This window comes from Sphingomonas sp. FARSPH, assembly GCF_003355005.1.
Lineage (GTDB): Bacteria > Pseudomonadota > Alphaproteobacteria > Sphingomonadales > Sphingomonadaceae > Sphingomonas.
Genome location: NZ_CP029985.1, coordinates 925,539 through 942,417, shown reverse-complemented (window position 1 = coordinate 942,417; position 16,879 = coordinate 925,539). Strand labels below are relative to the sequence as shown.

Sequence of the window (16,879 nt, the reverse complement as noted above, 5' to 3'; positions counted from 1 at the left end):
GCATCGGCGCGGCGACATTCTCGAATTTCCGATGGTGGATGACACGATGACCAACCCCCTGCTCGATACGCTGGCGCTGCCGCGTTTCGGCGATATCCGGCCAGACCACGTCGCTCCGGCGCTCGATAAGGTGATCACCGAGCATCGCGCGGTCGTCGAACGGATCGTCGCGACGCAGCCGCGCAGCTTCGCCGATGCGTGGCTGCCGCTCGAGCGCGCCGATACCGCGATCGTCGCGGTCTGGTCCGTCGTGTCGCATCTGCACGGCGTCGCCGACACGCCCGAATGGCGCGCGGCGTTTGCGGCGGGGCAGGCAAAGTTGGTCAAGAATAATCTGCAGATGATGCAGAATCAGGCGCTGTATGCGGTGCTCGTCGCGCTGAGTGCGACGCCCGAGTTCGTCGCGCTGCCCGATGCCGATCGGGTCGCGGTCGAACAGATGATCCGCGATTTCGTCCTGGCCGGCGTGGCGCTGGGAGCTGAGGACCGTGCGCGTTTCGCATCGATCTCGGTCGAATTGTCCCAGCTGTCGACGGCATTTGGCAACGCCGTGCTGGATGCGACCGACGCCTGGTTCGAACATATCGAGGACGAGGCGGCGCTCGCCGGCGTCTCGGACGCAGACAAGGCGATGTTTGCCGATGCCGCGAAGGCGCGTGGCCTGCCCGGATGGGTGATGACGTTGCAGATGCCGAGCGTAAACGCCGTGCTGACCTTCGCCGAGGATCGCGGTCTACGCGAACGGGTGTATACGGCATCGGGCACGCGCGCATCGGACCAGGGCCCGCAGGCCGGGCAATTCGATAATTCGGATCGCATCGCGGCGATCCTGGACCTGCGGCGCGAGGCCGCGCGGCTGCTCGGCTTCACCGATCCGGTCGCCTGGTCGCTCGCCACGAAGATGGCGGCCAATGCGGGCGAGGTGCTGGCCTTCCTGCGCGATCTCGGCCGCCGGGCGAAACCCGCGGCGATGCGCGACTATGCCGAGCTTGCGGACTATGCGGCGGAGCATCTGGGCATCGCCGCGATCCAGCCATGGGATCTGGCCTATGTGGCGGACCAGCTGCGTGCTGCGCGCTACGCCGTTGACGAGCAGGAGGTGCGCGCCCATTTCCCTGTCGATAGGGTCATCGCCGGCTGGCAACGACTGCTCGATCGCCTGTTCGGTATCCATCTGATCGCGCGCCCGGATATCGCCGTCTATCACCCCGATGCCTGCTATTACGATGTGGTGGACGAGGGCGGGGAGGTGTTCGCGGGCGTCTACGTCGACCTGCACGCCCGTGCCGGCAAACGCGGCGGCGCGTGGATGGCGCAAGCGCGGCCACGGCTGAACGACGGCAACAGCCGGCGCGTGCCGGTCGCCTATCTCGTCTGCAATTTCGCACCGAAGACGGACGGCGCCCCCTCGCTGCTCAGCCACAAGGAGGTGGTGACGTTGCTGCACGAGACGGGCCACTGCCTGCACCACCTATTCACGCGCATCGATCGCCCGGGCATTGCGGGGACCAACGGGTTCGAATGGGACGCGATCGAACTGCCGAGCCAGCTGATGGAGGATTTCGCCTGTGATCGCGAGGTGCTGCGCGGCATGTCGGGTCATCACCTGACGGGCGCACCGCTGAGCGACGCCCTGTTCGACAAGCTGGTCGCGGCGCGCCGTTTCCAGTCGGGCATGTTCGTCGTCCGCCAGGTCGAATTCGCCCTGTTCGACCTGTTGCTCCACCTAGGGACGATGAGCAGCGATCCGATGGAGGTCGTCGAGGCGGTGCGCGACGAGGTGGCCGTGGTCCGCCCGCCGGCCTGGCATCGCTTCCCCCATGCCTTCACCCATATCTTCGCCGGCGGTTACGCGTCGGGCTATTACAGCTATTTGTGGGCGGAAGTACTGGCCGCGGACGGTTTCCAGCGCTTCGCCGAGACGGGATTGATGGATCGGTTCACGGCCGAAAAATTCCGTCACGAGGTGCTCGCCCGCGGGGCCAGTCGTCCGGCCGCCGAAAGTTTCCGCGCCTTCCGTGGCCGCGACGCCGACCGGCACGCGATGCTGGTCCGCCACGGTCTGGCGACGCACGATGACCGTTGATCGCGCCGCCGTCCGCGCCTGGCGCGTCGAGGCCATCCGGCGGATCGAGGCCGATTACAACCGGTCCGCCGACACTCACCTGATCCGCCTCGACCTGCCGCGCTATCCCGGGATCACGCTCTACCTGAAGGACGAGAGCAGCCATCCGACCGGCAGCCTGAAGCACCGGCTGGCCCGTTCGCTGTTCCTCTACGCCCTGTGCAACGCCTGGATCGGGCCCGACATGTGTGTGATCGAGGCGTCGTCCGGGTCCACCGCGGTCAGCGAGGCGTATTTCGCCCGGATGTTGGGGCTGCGCTTCATCGCGGTCGTGCCCGCCTCGACCGCCGCACCCAAGCTAGACGCGATCCGCTTCCACGGCGGCGAGATTCATACGGTCGACGATCCGCGGACCGTCTACGACGTCGCCCACCGCCTCGCCGCGGAAACGGGCGGACATTACCTCGACCAGTTCACCTACGCCGAGCGGGCGACCGACTGGCGGGGCAACAACAACATCGCCGAAAGCATCTTCGCCCAGATGGCGGCGGAGGAGCATCCCACACCGAGCTGGATCGTGTGTGGCGCAGGCACTGGCGGAACGTCCGCGACCATCGGTCGCTACATCGCCTATCAGCGGCACCCGACGCGATTGTGCGTCGCCGATCCGGTCCATTCGGTCTTCCACCGCCATTTCGACGATCGCACCGCCGTGGCGCTGCCCGAGGGCTGCGCGAGCTGTATCGAGGGGATCGGCCGCCCGCGCGTGGAGCCGAGCTTCATCCCGTCGGTGATCGACCGGATGATCGCCGTCGAGGACGGGGCGAGCATCGGCGCGATGCGTGCGCTCTCGCGTCGCCTCGGCCGACGGGTGGGGGGATCGACCGGCACCAACCTGGTGGCGATCGCGACGCTGGTCGACGAGATGGCACAGCGGCGCGAGACGGGCTCCATCGTCACGATCCTGTGCGACGGGGGCGAGCGATACGGCTGCACCTATTACGACGACGATTGGCTGGCGGCTCGCGGGATCGACTGGCGGCCGTATGAAGAGACGGCGATCGGCCTTTTCGGGACGTGACCGGGCCGGCATATTACCCGACCGCCCGGGGCGGATACCTTTGCGTTCTCCGTCCGTCTCATCGCCGACACGCAGACCCTGAGCCGCATCGTCGAATTGTCCGCGCTGCGGAATGATGCCGCGCACGCCATGACGCCTGAAAACTACGCAGACTATCAGCTGCTATTTGTAAGCGCTCTTCAATTCGGAAGAGCGAGCGGAAATCATCTCAGAAAAGACGCGACGTATTATTGGAGTTTCTCCGATCAAATTTACCAAAGAAACGCACCCAGATCAATCCGACGTTACACCTCAAACGTTCCGAAACCGATAAAGTTGACCTCGTTTACTGGAAATGACTTCGGGGCGAGAAGTCAGACTTCGTCACGTCCAAATTATACGGCGATAGCGGCATCGAGGTCCGCTTCTATCGTTGCAAGGGCGATACGGGCGCGGCATCTCGACCATCGCGGACTTGAAGTCGGCGAGCGCGCCGCGGAACGTCAGCGGACCGAAGGAGAATTGCGGCCCGAGGAAGCTGGAGTTCCTCTCGACAATCCGGATCAGGGCCAGTCGCGAGCCGCTTATCGTGAAGCCGTCTGCGCCAGAGCGAGCGCACCGAGAAGGCCGGTTCGCGCTCCAAGTTCTGACGTCACGACCAGGTCCGACGCAGCCTCCTCGCTGAAATATCGTCGTTCCAGTAGAGTCGCCTCCGTCCTGATCCGGCTGAGCAGTCCCGGGCTGGCCATGACGCCGCCGCCGAACACTATTCGTTGCGGAGCGAGGAGCGCACGCTGGGCCACCACGAGCTGTGCCAAGTAGAAGGCGATGATGCGCTGGGCCGGGTGATTGTGGCCGAGCTCGGATAGCGTCGCACCCCACCGCCGCTGGATTGCCGGTCCGCTTGCCAGTCCCTCCAGGCAATCGTTGTGGAAGCGGCAGACCCCGGCGAAATCGCCGTCTGCCGGATGGCGGCGCGGAATCATATGACCCATTTCGGGGTGGCGGGTGCCGTGGACAATCTTGCCATTGATCAGGACACCGCCCCCGATCCCCGTGCCCACCGTCACATAAGTGGCAACATCCTTCCTTTGGGCAGAACCCCAGAGGCTTTCCGCAAGCACTGCCGCGTTGACGTCGGTATCAAGCCCGATCGGACAATTGAACGCACTTTTGAATGGCGTGACGATATCCGTGCCGCTCCAGGCCGTTTTGGGGGATCGGATGATCGTTCCCCACCCCCGCTCGTGAGGCCTCACACCCAGAGGGCCGAACGAAGCGATACCGACCGCATTCAGTCGCCCGTTTCGACGCGTCGCGTCCTTGAAAAATTCGACGCATGCCCGAAGCGTCTCTGCAGGTGCGGTCGTCGGAATGCGCGTTTCTTCGAGCACGGTTTGATGATCGCGCATGACGCCGAGCACGAACTTCGTGCCCCCCGCTTCGATGCAGCCGAACAATTGCGCGCTCATGCTGCGGCTCCGGTCCACGCGATGCCCCACGGCTTCAAGGCGAACACGGGGTCCAGCGTGCAGCCGGTCAGTCGATCGGTTGTTGGCGAAGGCATGGCGATGGTCACGACATGCCCCGAGAAGTTCATGAACACGCTATCTGTCCCGCATCGGATGCCGAGCACGGCGACCGAACCGGTTTCGAAGGCGGCCGGTTCGCCCGCGCCGCCGGCAGCGACACGCGCGTTCCTCAGCGAAACGAGATCGGCGGAGATGCGCTTCGCAGCGTCGCTGCCCAGCGCATGCCAGTCCATCGTGGGCCGATGAAGCCAGCGTCCCTCGTGCTTGCGCTCGGGATCATCGCGATAGCTGTAATCGTTGAGCAGCCCCGCCTCGTCGCCCATATAGGTGGTGGCGAGCCCGCCGCTGGCGATCGCGAGTGCATTGAGCAGCGCGATACGGCGCAAGGCCATTTCACGCTTCTCCGGGTCCTCTCCCGCCGTCTCTAAACCGGCAAGCGCGGCGAGGGTGCCGTTGGTGCCGTGGACCACCGAGCCATCCGACTGGAATGCCTCCCCCCGCGACCAGCTGCCCTCACCATTTGTGAAGTGTGCGGCTGCGGTGAGCCGCGCGACCGGATCGGGGTCGATCCCGGCGAGGTCGGCCATCACCGTGCCCCAGCCGATGTCGTCGTGGCAGCGCGCATAGCTCAGCCAGTTGGCGCCGCGCGGCAGTCCGCCGCTCGCGCGCACGATCGCGTCGGGTAGCGACGCCGATCCCTCGGCAAGCGCGACCCATCCCGCGACCATCAGCGAATTGTTGTAGACGAGGTGGCATTCGGGTTCGAAACCCGCGCCGTCATCGGCACCGAAATATGGGGGCACGAAGGCAGTGGGCACGATCGCCTCCGCCTTGAGCAGCGTCGCGGGTGCGGCGATGTCGAGCGCTGCGCGAAGCGCGCGGACGATATAATGTGCTTGCGGAAGGTTGCGGCAATCGGTTCCCGCCTGCTTCCACAGGAATGCGGTCGAATCCAGCCGGAATGCCTCGAAACCATGGTTGGCGAGGCGCAGCATCGTGTCGATCATCGCCAGCATGACGTCGGGGTTCGCCCAGTTGAGGTCCCACTGGAAAGGGTAGAAGGTCGTCCAGACGTTGCCGCCCATCGCCGGCACGGCGGTGAAATTGCCCGGCGCGGTAGTCGGGAAGACTTGTCCGAGGTCGGCCTCGTACGCGGCGGCCGTGGCGTCATCGACCACGTGGTAGAAGGCGCGATAGTGCGGGTCGCCCGCACGCGCGGCCTTCGCCCATTCATGGTCGTCGGCGGTATGGTTGAGAGCAAGGTCGACGCAGAGGCTGATGCGCCGCGCGCGCAGCCGTTCGGCGAGCGCCTCGACGTCGGCCATGCTGCCGAGCCGCGGCTCGACCGCCAGATAGTCCGCGACTGCGAAGCCCCCGTCGCTGTCGCCGTCGCGCGCCTTCAGTAACGCAAGGACGTGGAGGTAGCGGACCCCCAACGCTTCGAGATGATCGACGCGTTCCGCCATGCCGCGCACGGTGCCCGCATAGCGATCGACATAGGTCGAATAGCCGATCATGTCCGGTGCGACGAACCAGTCCGGGTCGGCGACCCGAGCCTCGTCGAGCGCACGAAGTGCCGCGGGCCGGTCGGCACTGCGCGCGCGCAGTACCGCCTCGACCCGCGGCCAGAGCCCGGCCGCGGCCGCGCCGTAAAGGCGCTCGAGCTGGCGGCCGAGGCGGGGAGCGATCGTCCGCAGACGGACCTCTGGGAAGGAAGGGACGTCCGTCACGGTCGATCGATCCGTCAGGTCAGAAGTCGAAGCGCACCGCGGCGGAGATCGTCCGTCCGGTGATCGAGCGGGCGCGCACGATGTTATTCGCCGGGATCGCGCCGTCCTCCGCCTCGGTGATACCAATCACGTTGAACAGGTTGTTGCCGTTGACCGACAGCGTGACCCCGGCGGCGGGATGCACCGCGACGAACGCATTGACCTGGGTATAGCCCGGCATGACCAGCTGGTTGTTGTCCTGCGTGAAGCTGCTGGTCGTGCCGATGATGTTGGCGCCGAAGGTGACGCGGCTCAGATCGATCTGCGGCGTCACCTGATAGATGAACTTCGCCTGGCGGCGGGGGCGATTGCCGACCACGGCCGGGTTCAGAACGTCGCTGGTGATCTTGGCATCGGTGTAGGTGCCGCCGGCCGAAATCGAGAATGGCCCGCGCGCGACACGGCCTTCCAGCTCGACGCCCTTCGCCTCGTACTTGCGATTGAAGAAGCGCTGGGTCGTGGCCTCGAAATTCTGCTCCTCGGTGCGGGCCCAGAAACCGGTAGCGTAGAAGGAGATGCCGGGTGCGCGATACTTGAACCCGCCTTCGAGCTGGCGGACGAAGTCGACCGCCGCGCTCTGATCGGTGAGGGCACCGGTGTTCGGGTTGATCGACGGTCCGAACAGCAGGCGGTCTGCGTTGGCGCGGCCACCACGGCTGTAGCGGGCGAACAGCGCGGTGGCGTCGGTCATCCGGAAGTTCACACCGGCCGAATAAGATAGGTAATTGTAATTGTAGTTGAGCGGCGAACGGACCGCCGGGATCACCGCCACCTGCCGTTCAGGGGCGGAGATGACGCCATCGCCATTGATGTCGAAGGTGGTGATGCCCGATCCGAAGGCGGCCCCCAGGTCCGCTCCCGCAACGCTGCCGCGGGCCCGGCCGATATCGTAGCGCAGCGACCCGTCGATGTTGAAGCGGCCGACCTCCAGTCCGAGCTGTGCGAACGGAGCGAGCGTCGTGTAGTTGAGGTCATAGGAGCGACGGCAGCAATTGCCGAAGAAACTCGCCGAATAGCCGGGGACGCCGTTCTGCGTGACCGGTACGCCCGCGGCCGTCCGCACGTCGACCAGCACCGACTGACCCTTGTCCTGCACCGTCTGGACGAACGAGGTCCACAGCCAGTCGGTCACGATGTCCTGGCGCGAGGCGTAGAAGCCGCCCGTCACCGACAGCTCGCCGCCGCCGAACGGCACCTTGCCGTTCACGCGCAGGTCGTTGGTGATGTTGTTGAGGTTCTTCAGGTCGACGTCGAACAATACCACGTTGGCGAGCAGCCCGTTGCCGCCGAGTGCCGCCGGGTTGGTGATACGCTGACCCGTTTGCGGCCCGCTGGCGTAGAAAAGCTGCGCGTTGGCGCCGCCGAGCGCATTGGCCACCGTCTGTGCCGAATCGACGCTGGCAGGGAAGGGCGAGATGAAGTCGCCCGAGATATTGGCATAACGGAAGCGCTCGACGACGTTCCAGCCGTCGGCAACGGGGATCTGCGCCTCCAGTCCGCCCGCATAGACGACCGGGTGCTGGCCGTCCGCGATCGACCGCGTGGTCAGCTGGTTGTTGCCGTCCAGCGTCTGCACGGTACGGATATAGCGGCTGTGCAGCGTGCCGTTGTTGATCGAGAAATTGGCGACGTTGCTGTAATCGGGATTAGCGTTGGTGCCGGTCACCCGCACCGGATTGGGCAGATAGCCGATCGCGCGGTCGTCGAGATACTTGCCGTACAGCCGGACATAGCCGCCGTTATCGAACGACTTGGTAATGTTGGCCTTGAGCTGTCCGCCCGCCACGCCGTCATAGCCGACCCGGCGCTGGCCATCGCCGATACGGTAGAAGCCACCGAAGTGATAGGTCACGCTGTCCGACAGGCGACCGCCGTAATCGAAATCGGCGCGGTATTCGCGATAGTCGAGGCCGCCGGTCAGCTGGAACGCGCCGCCCTCGCGCTCTCCGGTCTTGCTGATGAAGTTGATGACGCCGCCCGGCGAGTTCGACGCGAAGGTCGACGCCGATCCGCCGCGCACCGATTCGACGGTGCGGACGTTGAAATCCGCACGCAGGAAGATGTCGGCGTTGCCGAAGGTGATGTCGCCGAATTCGAGGATCGGCAATCCGTCTTCCTGCAGCTGAAGGAACTTCGACCCACCGCTCGCAACCGGCAGGCCGCGGACCGAGATATTGGCATTGCCGTCACCGCCCGATGCCTCGACGCGGATACCGGGCAGATTGCGCAACAACTCGCCCGAGGTGCGCGGCGCAAGTTGAACGAGCGAATCGGAACTGATCGAACTCGTCGTGATCGAACTGTCGAGCCGGTTGGTGCCCTGCGCAACGGCGGTGACGACGATGTCGTCGGTGGCGTCCCTGGCCTGCGCCGGGGTCGCCGCATCGGCCTGCGGGGCAGCCGGTTGCGGCGACGCGGCGACCTGTGCCGTCGCGATTCCCGGCATCGCCAGCATCGCGACACCCGTCAACATCCAACCACGCGCCTTCATAGTATCCTCCACCTGCGATTGGCCCTCTACGGAGCCCACGAAAAGCGTGATACAGGCAGGGCAATCGATTGCAATAAAAATCGTACAATCGATTGCGTCAGGTGATCCACACACGATCGAGGTCAGGGGGGACCCATGCGGAGGCGTCGTCGTCCCCTGCGGTCCGCGCGAGCAATCGCTCGACCATCAGCCCGGCTCTGTCAGTCGTAATGCACTGGCCGATAAGGTGGGTAGGGTCACCAACGACCCCAACGCTTAGTCCTCAAATTCCTTCGCGAACCGCCGCTCTCACCTTAAGGGAACTGCCCACCTTTTTCGGGCAAGTCCCGGGTGCGGCGCGTAGGGGACAGAGCGTTACAGCACCTTGCGCAGGCTCAGGTTGATCGTCCGCCCGATAGGATCGAGATAGTCGGGTTGATAGGTCAGCGGTGTGAAGCCGGTTTCGTCAGCCACGACGGGCCGCCGGTTGAATACGTTGTTGACGGTCAGGCTGAGGCGCAGCCCCGTCATCCATCCCGCGTCGCTTCCCTTGCGGAACAGGTCCGCCAGGTTGGCGAAGGCGGTGGCATTGACGATCGCGTAGCTCGCGAAGCGGAGATCGCGCCCGCCCGTCGTCCCGTCGGACAATCCTCGAACGACGCTGCCGCTCTGCCAGTTCGTGCTGATCCGCGCGCCCAGGCCACGTTTGAAGACACTCGCCTGCGTCTCGATCTTGTGCCGCGGGCTACCGCCGCGCATGCCCGTTGCGAAACCGTCGAGCAGATCGAGCTCCGGACCGTTGTCGCGCAGTGTGACGGTGTCGATCGTCGTGAGGGTATAGTAGATGCTCAGGATGAGGCGGCTCGCGACGTTTTCGAAGCGCCTTGCCTCCGCGCTCCCGGGTTCGGGCTTGAGGATGCGGGCGCCGGGCGGAAGCGCCTTGCTGAGGTCCGCCTCGCTCGACACGAAACGCGCCTGGCCGCTCTGCATGCCGGGCGGGACGGCACCGAGCGGCCTGACGAAATTGATGCCCCAGCGGATCTGCTCCTGCGCGGATCGGCGCAGGTTGACCGGCCGTGCATCGATCTGGGAAAGGCGACCGCCCGCATCGCGCAGGAAGCGATCCGGGAACGCCGCCTCCACCGCGGGAAGCGCAATCGGGAAGGAGACGATGGGATCGTCGATCCGCGTGCGCACATAATCGACGCTGAGCGTCAGATCCCGCCCGGCGAACGGCCGGGCGTTCACGCCCAGTTTGACCACCCGTCTGTGATCCGAACGAAGGGAGGGATTCCCGCCGAAAATCCGTGTGATGTCCACGACCGTGCGCGTCGAGAAATCGAACGCGCGGGTGTTGGGGGTAATGACCGTAGGCGCGCCGAGTTGTTCGAGCGTCGGCGCGCCCTGTTCGTCGGTCGCCGACGCGATGAGGTTCACCCCGGCGGCGGGCGACCAGTTGAGGCCGTATCCGAGCGTGCGCAGCGTGCCGACGTCGGAGATCGTTTCCACTGCCGCGTTGAGGTTCGCCGAGAGTTCGCCCAGCCGACCGAGCACTTTGCCGCGGCGACTGGCAAGCGGCAGGTCCAGGTTCGCCTGCGCCGTCGCCCGGTCCCGTGCCAGATCCGTTACCTGTCCAATCCCCGAACGCCTCGACGCCGCCTGCAAGTCGCGCATCTCGCCCCCGACCTGCAGGTTCGATGACAGCGGACCGGCGGGAAGCGTCGCGATCGCCCCGGTGAAAACGGCGGTGGCATCGGCAAGCGTGGCAACTGATCTGGCCGTGTCGCGCGCCGCCCCCGCGATCACGGTGTCCGTCGCGGTGTTGCTCGTTGTGCGGTCCAGGTTGGTGACAAGGGACCATTGCCACTGGCCAATCCGTCCGTCCGCGACACCGCCGAGATGGCCGCTGCGCGTGTCGACGTCGCGTGCGAGCGCACCGGCCGGCCCCGGTCCCAGCAGGCTTCGGCTCGACCCCGCCTCGAACCGGCCGTTGAGCGTTGATGCGACGCCCTTGACGAGCTCGCCGCTGGCGGTCCCGGTCAGCGTGAACCGGTCCGTCGCCGGCACCAGGGTGCGGAAAGCGCCTGCGCCTGGCATGTCGGTGGGTTGCGACAGGCCGCGATCGCTTTCGCGCAACGCGCCCGACCGGTCATAGTCCACGTCCACGTTGAACCGCGCGCCGCGCGCGATCCGGAGATAGGAGGCGCCGGAGGCCTTCGTGTCGCGCCCGCCCTCGGTCGGCGCGGCGTAGGACGCGCGGACAAGCTTGGAGGCGAACCGCTCATAGGTGACGATGTTGACCACCTTCTGGTCCGCCCGGTAGCCGTATTTGAGCGCGAGTTCCTCGGGGAACACCTCCATCCGCTCGATGGCCTCGGTGGGGATGCGCGAGATTTCGAGAAAGCTGGACACGCGCTTTCCGTTGAGCAGCACGACCGGCGCGTTGTCCGCGCGTCCGCGATCGCTGCCGACCTGTGGCCCCAACGCCTGCACCAGTTCGCCGATATCGCTCGCGCCATAGGCACGGATGTCGAGTGGGTTGAAGGTCTGCGCCGCCGGTATGTCGCCGATCACCGATCCGCGCGGGCGACGGCCGCTGACGACGATGTCGCGCGTCCGGCCTTCGGCATCGCTTCCGGTCTTGGGGCGAACCGGGCCGGGACTCGACTGCGTCGCCTGTTGCAGGGCGGGGTCGTCTTTGAACTTGGCCCGCAGGTTCTGCTGCTTGTCCTCGGACAACGGCACGCCGTTCGCGTCGACGAATTCGACGTCGCGCGTCGAAGCCGCGTCCGCAGCCCGTGCCGCTGGCGCGGGTGGCGGCGCGGGGTCTGTCGTCTGCGGCGTCGGTGGCACGCTTCGTTGCACTCTCGCCTGCGCCGGACCCGCAATGGCAAGGGTCGCGGCAACGACAAGGACGCCGACGATTGCGGCCTCGACGCCGTCGGCGGTCGGTCGCCGTCCGTCGGGGTGTCTCATCGTGCCTGCGATCTCCGCAGGTCGGCATCGCCGGCGGCGCGATACGCAGGATCGCCGATCGCGAACGCCGTCATGGCCACGTCCAGATCCTCGAGCGTCGGCCCATCGCCGAAGCGCGCCACCCGTGCCAGCATCCAGCGATCGATCGGCACCTTATTCCGCGCGGCGTCGGCGAGGTCGCGCAAAACCTGTGGATTGCCGGTCCGGGCAACGAGATAGTCGAACAACAGCCGGACCGTCGCATAGTACGCGGGTGTATCCGGCGATCCGGGGACGCCGAGGTTGCCGCCCGGGCTCTGTCCCGTCGACGGACCAGCGGCGACCCATTCGGGATGCGTCATCGCCAGCAGGCGTCGCAGCGGGATCAGCGCATGACGTTCGGCGTGACGCCGCCCGTCCGCCCTGCGGTTCGCGACGCCGACGGAATCCTCGAACGCAATCGCCACCATTTCGTCGAGCCAGTCGGGGGCGTCGCCGCCGTATTCATCGTCCACCGTTCTGGGAATGAGGAAATGGAGGAAGGCGGCATGGCCGATCTCGTGCGGCAGGACATGGGAAGGTGGCGACCGCCCAACGGTGCCGGGCTCGGCGAAGGGCCAGGCGAACACGAACGGACACCCCAATCTGCGCGGGGACACCGCGTCGGGGGCAATCAGGAACGGTGCGATCTCGAGACCGAGATAGCGCGCGGCGGCGGCGCGTGCCGTATCGCCTGCCGCAGCCGCCGCCTGCGCGCGCGCGCGGTCGGGCGCGACCACGCCGCCGAACGCAGTGGCCTGTGCGACCAATCCGGGCCGATCCTGGGGGCGGCAGGCGACGACGGCCGTTGGCGGTGCAAGCAGGATCAGGCTGGCCAGCATCATCGTGCGGCGCGCCGGCCGATGCGTACCCGAAAACGCACGCCTTAGGACGCGCGCGTCAACGTCAGCGGCAACGGCGGATGGTCGCCGAAGGTCGCCGTACCAGTCAGCGTCCTGCCCGTCGGATCGAGCGTCAGGACAAATGCCGAGGGCGGCTGCGATTCGAACTTGAAACGGACCTCGTTCGCGACGACCGACACGGCCTGCAGATCGGCCCATTTTCCAGCTTTGGCGGACGTGTACCGACCCGTCCAGCCGCTGGCGGATTGCTTCAACTCAAAGGTGAAATCCGATCCGATGAAGCCGCCGCGCCACGTTCCGGCCGGAGAAGGCGACGTTTGGGCAACCGCGATGGCGGCGGACCCGCCGGAGGCCGCGATCAATATGCCGGCGCTTGCCGCCGCCATCCACCAGATCGAAAATCGCATCCAAGTCTCCCCTCTTACGCTCGATGTCGGAACGGGACGAACGACGACCGGGGTGGGATCATGCCATCCCGGCCGCCAAGATGATCGGATCAGTAACTGCCGTCGCCATTGCCGTAGCAGGTGTAGACGTCATAAATGGCATCGGCTGTGATGATCGAATATTCGTAATAGCAGGAGGACATTCTTGCCGCGGTGGCGGCGGGTTTCTTGTCCAGTGCATGGGCCGGCGCCGATGCGGCAGCGGTTACGCACGCCGCCAAGAATGCTATCTTGATCATCTTCATGTCTCGATTTCCCCTGTTGAGAGTCCTGTACACGAAGTCAGCGCTGACCGTTGAGTGGTAGATGACAGATCTGTCAGGTTCAACTGCATGCTGATCCAGATTGGAGGCTTCGCTTTCCGCTAAGTCCCTGTCGGATCTAGCGCCAGCAGTGACCGATCCGGGCGCGCGCGGCATCTCGTTGCAAGGCACCCGACGCTATCCGACGATCAGAACGCGCCGGAGCGCGCGCCGGGCGGGTGATCTGCTTTCCCGATCCGATTACCGATTTAGGGTAGCCAGTTCCGTCACGTCGACGACACGATGCTCCCGTGCGCTCATCTCTGCGGGCACGCTGAGCCGCCCGGCAGCGCCGGTCGCGCGCATCTCCTTCCTCGTGCGCGGCGCCGTCCGTGAACAGCGACGGAACGAGCGTTGCCCGCACGCCGCTGGCGAATTCCATCGTGGTGAAGCCGTTGTCGACGATGTCGGGCTGGGAGCCCTCGTGTCGGGGCTCCTAGACAGTTCAGGTTTGGATTGCCGCTGGATCAAAAACCGCAGTCATGTCGCGCGTGACGGGGGTGGTTCTGTACCTTTATGGCTGCGCGCTGGAGCGAAAGGGCATGAGCGTAATGCAGAGCTACGATGTGGTGATCGTCGGCGCGGGGCACGGCGGCGCGCAGGTGGCGATCGCGCTGCGGCAATCGGGTTTCGCGGGCTCGATCGCGCTGGTGGGAGCAGAGGCCGAACTGCCTTACGAGCGGCCGCCGCTGTCGAAGGAGTATTTGTCGGGTGACAAGCCGTTCGAGCGCATGCTGATCCGGCCGGCGTCGTTCTGGGCGGAACGCGACGTCGCCATGATGCTGGGCCGCACCGTGAACGAGGTCGATCCGGGGGCGCACCGCATCGCGACCGCGTCCGGGGAAAGTTTCGGTTACGGGCAGCTGGTCTGGGCGACGGGGGGCAGCCCGCGACGGCTGGCCTGCACGGGCCATGACCTTGCCGGCGTTCATACGATACGCACGCGCGCCGATGCGGACCGGATGATCGCCGAGCTTCCCGACATCGCGCAGGCCGTGGTGATCGGTGGTGGTTATATCGGGTTGGAGGCCGCCGCGGCGCTGTCGAAGCTGGGCAAGCGCGTCGTCGTGGTGGAAGCGCAGGATCGCGTGCTGGCCCGCGTCGCGGGAGAGGCTCTGTCGCGCTTTTACGAGGTGGAGCATCGGGCGCATGGCGTCGATGTGCGGCTGAGCGCGGCGGTCGAGTGCGTGCTGGGCGAGACGCGCGCGACGGGTGTCCGTCTGGCGAGTGGGGAGATGATCCCCGCGGACATGGTGATCGTCGGCATCGGCATCGAGCCCGCGGTCGCCCCGCTGCTCGCCGCCGGGGCGGACGGGGGCAATGGCGTGTACGTAGACGGTGGATGCCGGACGACGTTGCCCGACGTCTATGCGATCGGCGATTGCGCGTTGCATGCCAACGCCTTTGCCGATGGCGCGATGCTGCGCGTCGAATCGGTCCAGAACGCCAACGACCAGGCGACGCTGGCCGCGAAGGCGATCGTGGGGCATCAGCCGGGCGCGTATCGGTCGACGCCGTGGTTCTGGTCGAACCAATATGACCTGAAGCTGCAGACGGTGGGGCTGTCGATCGGTCACGATGCGGCCGTCCTGCGCGGCGACCCGGCGACGCGCAGTTTCGCCATCGTCTATCTGAAGCAGGGGCGCGTCATCGCGCTCGATTGCGTCAACGCGACCAAGGATTACGTGCAGGGGCGCAAACTGGTGGAGGCGGGGATTGCGCCTGACCCGGTATCGCTCGCGGATGTGGACCTGCCGCTGAAAGCGCTGCTCCCGGCCGCCTGAGGCGCGGGGGCACGTCGGTGTGCGATTGAACCTTTGCGTGAGACCGTGCGTTGGCCGCCGCGTCAGCGGCGATCGGGTCGCGTGAGGGGGCGGCGATGGACTTCACGATCAACGGCACGGCCATGTCGGCGGAGGTCGACATCCGCACCTCGCTGCTCGATCTGCTCCGCGAGCATCTCGCGCTGCCCGGTACCAAGAAGGGCTGCAACCAAGGGGCGTGCGGCGCGTGTACCGTGCTGGTCGACGGGGTGCGGATCAACAGCTGCCTCGCGCTGGCGGTGCAATATCAGGGGCGGTCGATCACGACAGTGGAGGGGCTGGCCGAAGGCGACGCGCTCCATCCGCTGCAGACTGCCTTCATCGAGCATGACGGCTTTCAGTGCGGCTATTGCACGCCGGGGCAAATCTGCTCGGCGATCGGCATGGCCGACGAGGTCGCCCGCGGCGTGCCCAGTCACGTCACCGCCGACCTTGCCGCCGAAACCCCCGCGCTGACGCATGACGAACTGCGCGAGCGAATGAGCGGCAATCTGTGCCGGTGCGGGGCCCACAACGGCATCATCGCGGCGATCGCCGCGACCTACGCCGCCGATCGGCAGGAGATACGGGCATGACGCCGTTCAGCTACGCGCGCGCCGTGGGCACGGCCGACGCGGTGGCGGCCGGGGCGCAGGCGAACGCGCGCTATCTTGGTGGCGGCACCAACCTCGTCGACCTGATGCGCGAGGGGATCGAACGGCCGGAGAGGCTGGTCGACGTCACCGCGCTGTCGACCGCGATCGACGACGATGCGGACGGCGGCCTCGTCATCGGCGCGGGCGTCACCAATAGCGCGCTGGCGAGCGACCGCCGGGTGCGCACGCGCTATCCGCTCGTCGCGCGCGCGATCCTGGCGGGCGCATCGGCGCAGATCCGCAACATGGCGACCGTGGGCGGCAACCTGCTCCAGCGGACGCGGTGCACCTATTTCTACGATGCCGCCGCGGCGTGCAACAAGCGGGTGCCGGGGAGCGGGTGCGACGCGCGCGAAGGATTCACGCGCATCCACGCGATCCTGGGCGCCTCGCCCGCCTGCGTCGCGACGCATCCGTCCGACCTGTGCGTCGCGCTGACCGCGCTGGAGGCGGAGGTCGCGGTCGCGGGGCCGGCCGGGGAGCGACGCATCGCCTTCGCCGATCTCCATCTGCTGCCCGGCGATACGCCGGAGCGCGAGACGACGCTCGCGCCCGGCGAACTGATCGTCGCGGTGCATCTGCCGCCGCCGCCCGCGGGCCGACCCGCCTATCGCAAGGTGCGCGACCGGGCGAGTTACGCCTTTGCGCTCGTCTCGGTCGCGGCGGTGCTCGATGTCGGCGAGGATCGCGTGATCCGCGACGTGCGGCTCGCGCTCGGCGGGGTGGCGCACAAGCCATGGCGCGCGACGCGGGCGGAGGCGATGCTGCGCGGCGCGCGGGCGGAGGCGGACAGGTTCGCGGCAGCCGCGGCGGCGGAACTCGCCGACGCGGTGCCGCTGCGCGACAACGGGTTCAAGATCGAGCTGGCGCGGCGCACGATCATCGCGGTGCTGGGCGAGCTGGCGGGAGAGGTCGCGTGA

The 16,879-nt window shown here is 66.6% G+C and carries 12 protein-coding genes; 5 read left to right on the top strand and 7 right to left on the bottom strand.

What is annotated here, in order from left to right:
- Nucleotides 1-46: 46 nt before the first annotated feature.
- On the top strand, nt 47-2,086 hold the full coding sequence (locus DM480_RS04645; protein ID WP_232834123.1) for a M3 family metallopeptidase: 2,040 nt from the start codon (nt 47-49) through the stop codon (nt 2,084-2,086).
- On the top strand, nt 2,076-3,146 hold the full coding sequence (locus DM480_RS04640; protein ID WP_115380851.1) for a PLP-dependent cysteine synthase family protein: 1,071 nt from the start codon (nt 2,076-2,078) through the stop codon (nt 3,144-3,146). Before DM480_RS04645 ends, DM480_RS04640 begins: the two co-directional genes overlap by 11 nt.
- 563 nt (nt 3,147-3,709) lie before the next feature.
- Here the strand turns inward: DM480_RS04640 and DM480_RS04635 are convergent.
- The 7 genes from DM480_RS04635 to DM480_RS04605 form a co-directional block, all read right to left on the bottom strand.
- Entirely contained in the window at nt 3,710-4,597 is an 888-nt protein-coding gene (locus tag DM480_RS04635; RefSeq protein ID WP_115380849.1) for an ROK family protein, read from the bottom strand.
- Nucleotides 4,594-6,387 (bottom strand): alpha-amylase family glycosyl hydrolase, encoded by a 1,794-nt coding sequence (locus DM480_RS04630; RefSeq protein WP_115377795.1) that lies wholly within the window; start codon nt 6,385-6,387, stop codon nt 4,594-4,596. Before DM480_RS04630 ends, DM480_RS04635 begins: the two co-directional genes overlap by 4 nt.
- A 19-nt stretch (nt 6,388-6,406) precedes the next feature.
- Nucleotides 6,407-8,899, bottom strand: a complete 2,493-nt coding sequence (locus tag DM480_RS04625; protein ID WP_232834122.1) for a TonB-dependent receptor domain-containing protein — start codon at nt 8,897-8,899, stop codon at nt 6,407-6,409.
- A 372-nt stretch (nt 8,900-9,271) separates the two neighbouring features.
- Nucleotides 9,272-11,872 (bottom strand): TonB-dependent receptor, encoded by a 2,601-nt coding sequence (locus DM480_RS04620; RefSeq protein ID WP_115377793.1) that lies wholly within the window; start codon nt 11,870-11,872, stop codon nt 9,272-9,274.
- Nucleotides 11,869-12,735, bottom strand: coding sequence for a hypothetical protein (locus tag DM480_RS04615; protein WP_115377792.1), 867 nt, complete (start codon nt 12,733-12,735; stop codon nt 11,869-11,871). The genes DM480_RS04620 and DM480_RS04615 overlap by 4 nt, the downstream gene beginning before the upstream one ends.
- Before the next feature lie 41 nt (nt 12,736-12,776).
- Nucleotides 12,777-13,139, bottom strand: a complete 363-nt coding sequence (locus tag DM480_RS04610; protein WP_125471467.1) for a hypothetical protein — start codon at nt 13,137-13,139, stop codon at nt 12,777-12,779.
- Between the two features lie 110 nt (nt 13,140-13,249).
- Nucleotides 13,250-13,444 carry a hypothetical protein gene (locus DM480_RS04605; RefSeq protein WP_115377790.1) on the bottom strand — a complete coding sequence of 65 codons (195 nt, stop codon included), beginning with the start codon at nt 13,442-13,444 and terminating at the stop codon, nt 13,250-13,252.
- Nucleotides 13,445-14,052: 608 nt separating this feature from the next.
- On the opposite strand from DM480_RS04605, the gene DM480_RS04600 reads away from it, so the two are divergent.
- The 3 genes from DM480_RS04600 to DM480_RS04590 all read left to right on the top strand — a co-directional run bounded on the left by DM480_RS04600 (nt 14,053) and on the right by DM480_RS04590 (nt 16,879).
- On the top strand, nt 14,053-15,285 hold the full coding sequence (locus DM480_RS04600) for an NAD(P)/FAD-dependent oxidoreductase (RefSeq protein WP_115380847.1): 1,233 nt from the start codon (nt 14,053-14,055) through the stop codon (nt 15,283-15,285).
- Nucleotides 15,286-15,380: 95 nt separating this feature from the next.
- A complete protein-coding gene (locus tag DM480_RS04595; protein ID WP_115377789.1) occupies nt 15,381-15,899 on the top strand; it encodes a 2Fe-2S iron-sulfur cluster-binding protein in 519 nt (172 codons plus the stop codon).
- Complete coding sequence (locus DM480_RS04590; RefSeq protein ID WP_115377788.1) at nt 15,896-16,879, top strand: FAD binding domain-containing protein; 984 nt, start codon at nt 15,896-15,898, stop codon at nt 16,877-16,879. The genes DM480_RS04595 and DM480_RS04590 overlap by 4 nt, the downstream gene beginning before the upstream one ends.

What these genes read in the sequence shown, in the direction of transcription:
- DM480_RS04590 (WP_115377788.1), top strand. Translation starts at nt 15,896, where the DNA reads ATGACGCCGTTCAGCTACGCGCGCGCCGTGGGCACGGCCGACGCGGTG.
- DM480_RS04600 (WP_115380847.1), top strand. Translation starts at nt 14,053, where the DNA reads ATGCAGAGCTACGATGTGGTGATCGTCGGCGCGGGGCACGGCGGCGCG.
- DM480_RS04645 (WP_232834123.1), top strand. Translation starts at nt 47, where the DNA reads ATGACCAACCCCCTGCTCGATACGCTGGCGCTGCCGCGTTTCGGCGAT.
- DM480_RS04625 (WP_232834122.1), bottom strand. Translation starts at nt 8,899, where the DNA reads ATGTTGACGGGTGTCGCGATGCTGGCGATGCCGGGAATCGCGACGGCA.
- DM480_RS04635 (WP_115380849.1), bottom strand. Translation starts at nt 4,597, where the DNA reads ATGAGCGCGCAATTGTTCGGCTGCATCGAAGCGGGGGGCACGAAGTTC.
- DM480_RS04615 (WP_115377792.1), bottom strand. Translation starts at nt 12,735, where the DNA reads ATGATGCTGGCCAGCCTGATCCTGCTTGCACCGCCAACGGCCGTCGTC.
- DM480_RS04640 (WP_115380851.1), top strand. Translation starts at nt 2,076, where the DNA reads ATGACCGTTGATCGCGCCGCCGTCCGCGCCTGGCGCGTCGAGGCCATC.
- DM480_RS04605 (WP_115377790.1), bottom strand. Translation starts at nt 13,444, where the DNA reads ATGAAGATGATCAAGATAGCATTCTTGGCGGCGTGCGTAACCGCTGCC.
- DM480_RS04610 (WP_125471467.1), bottom strand. Translation starts at nt 13,139, where the DNA reads ATGGCGGCGGCAAGCGCCGGCATATTGATCGCGGCCTCCGGCGGGTCC.
- DM480_RS04620 (WP_115377793.1), bottom strand. Translation starts at nt 11,872, where the DNA reads ATGAGACACCCCGACGGACGGCGACCGACCGCCGACGGCGTCGAGGCC.
- DM480_RS04595 (WP_115377789.1), top strand. Translation starts at nt 15,381, where the DNA reads ATGGACTTCACGATCAACGGCACGGCCATGTCGGCGGAGGTCGACATC.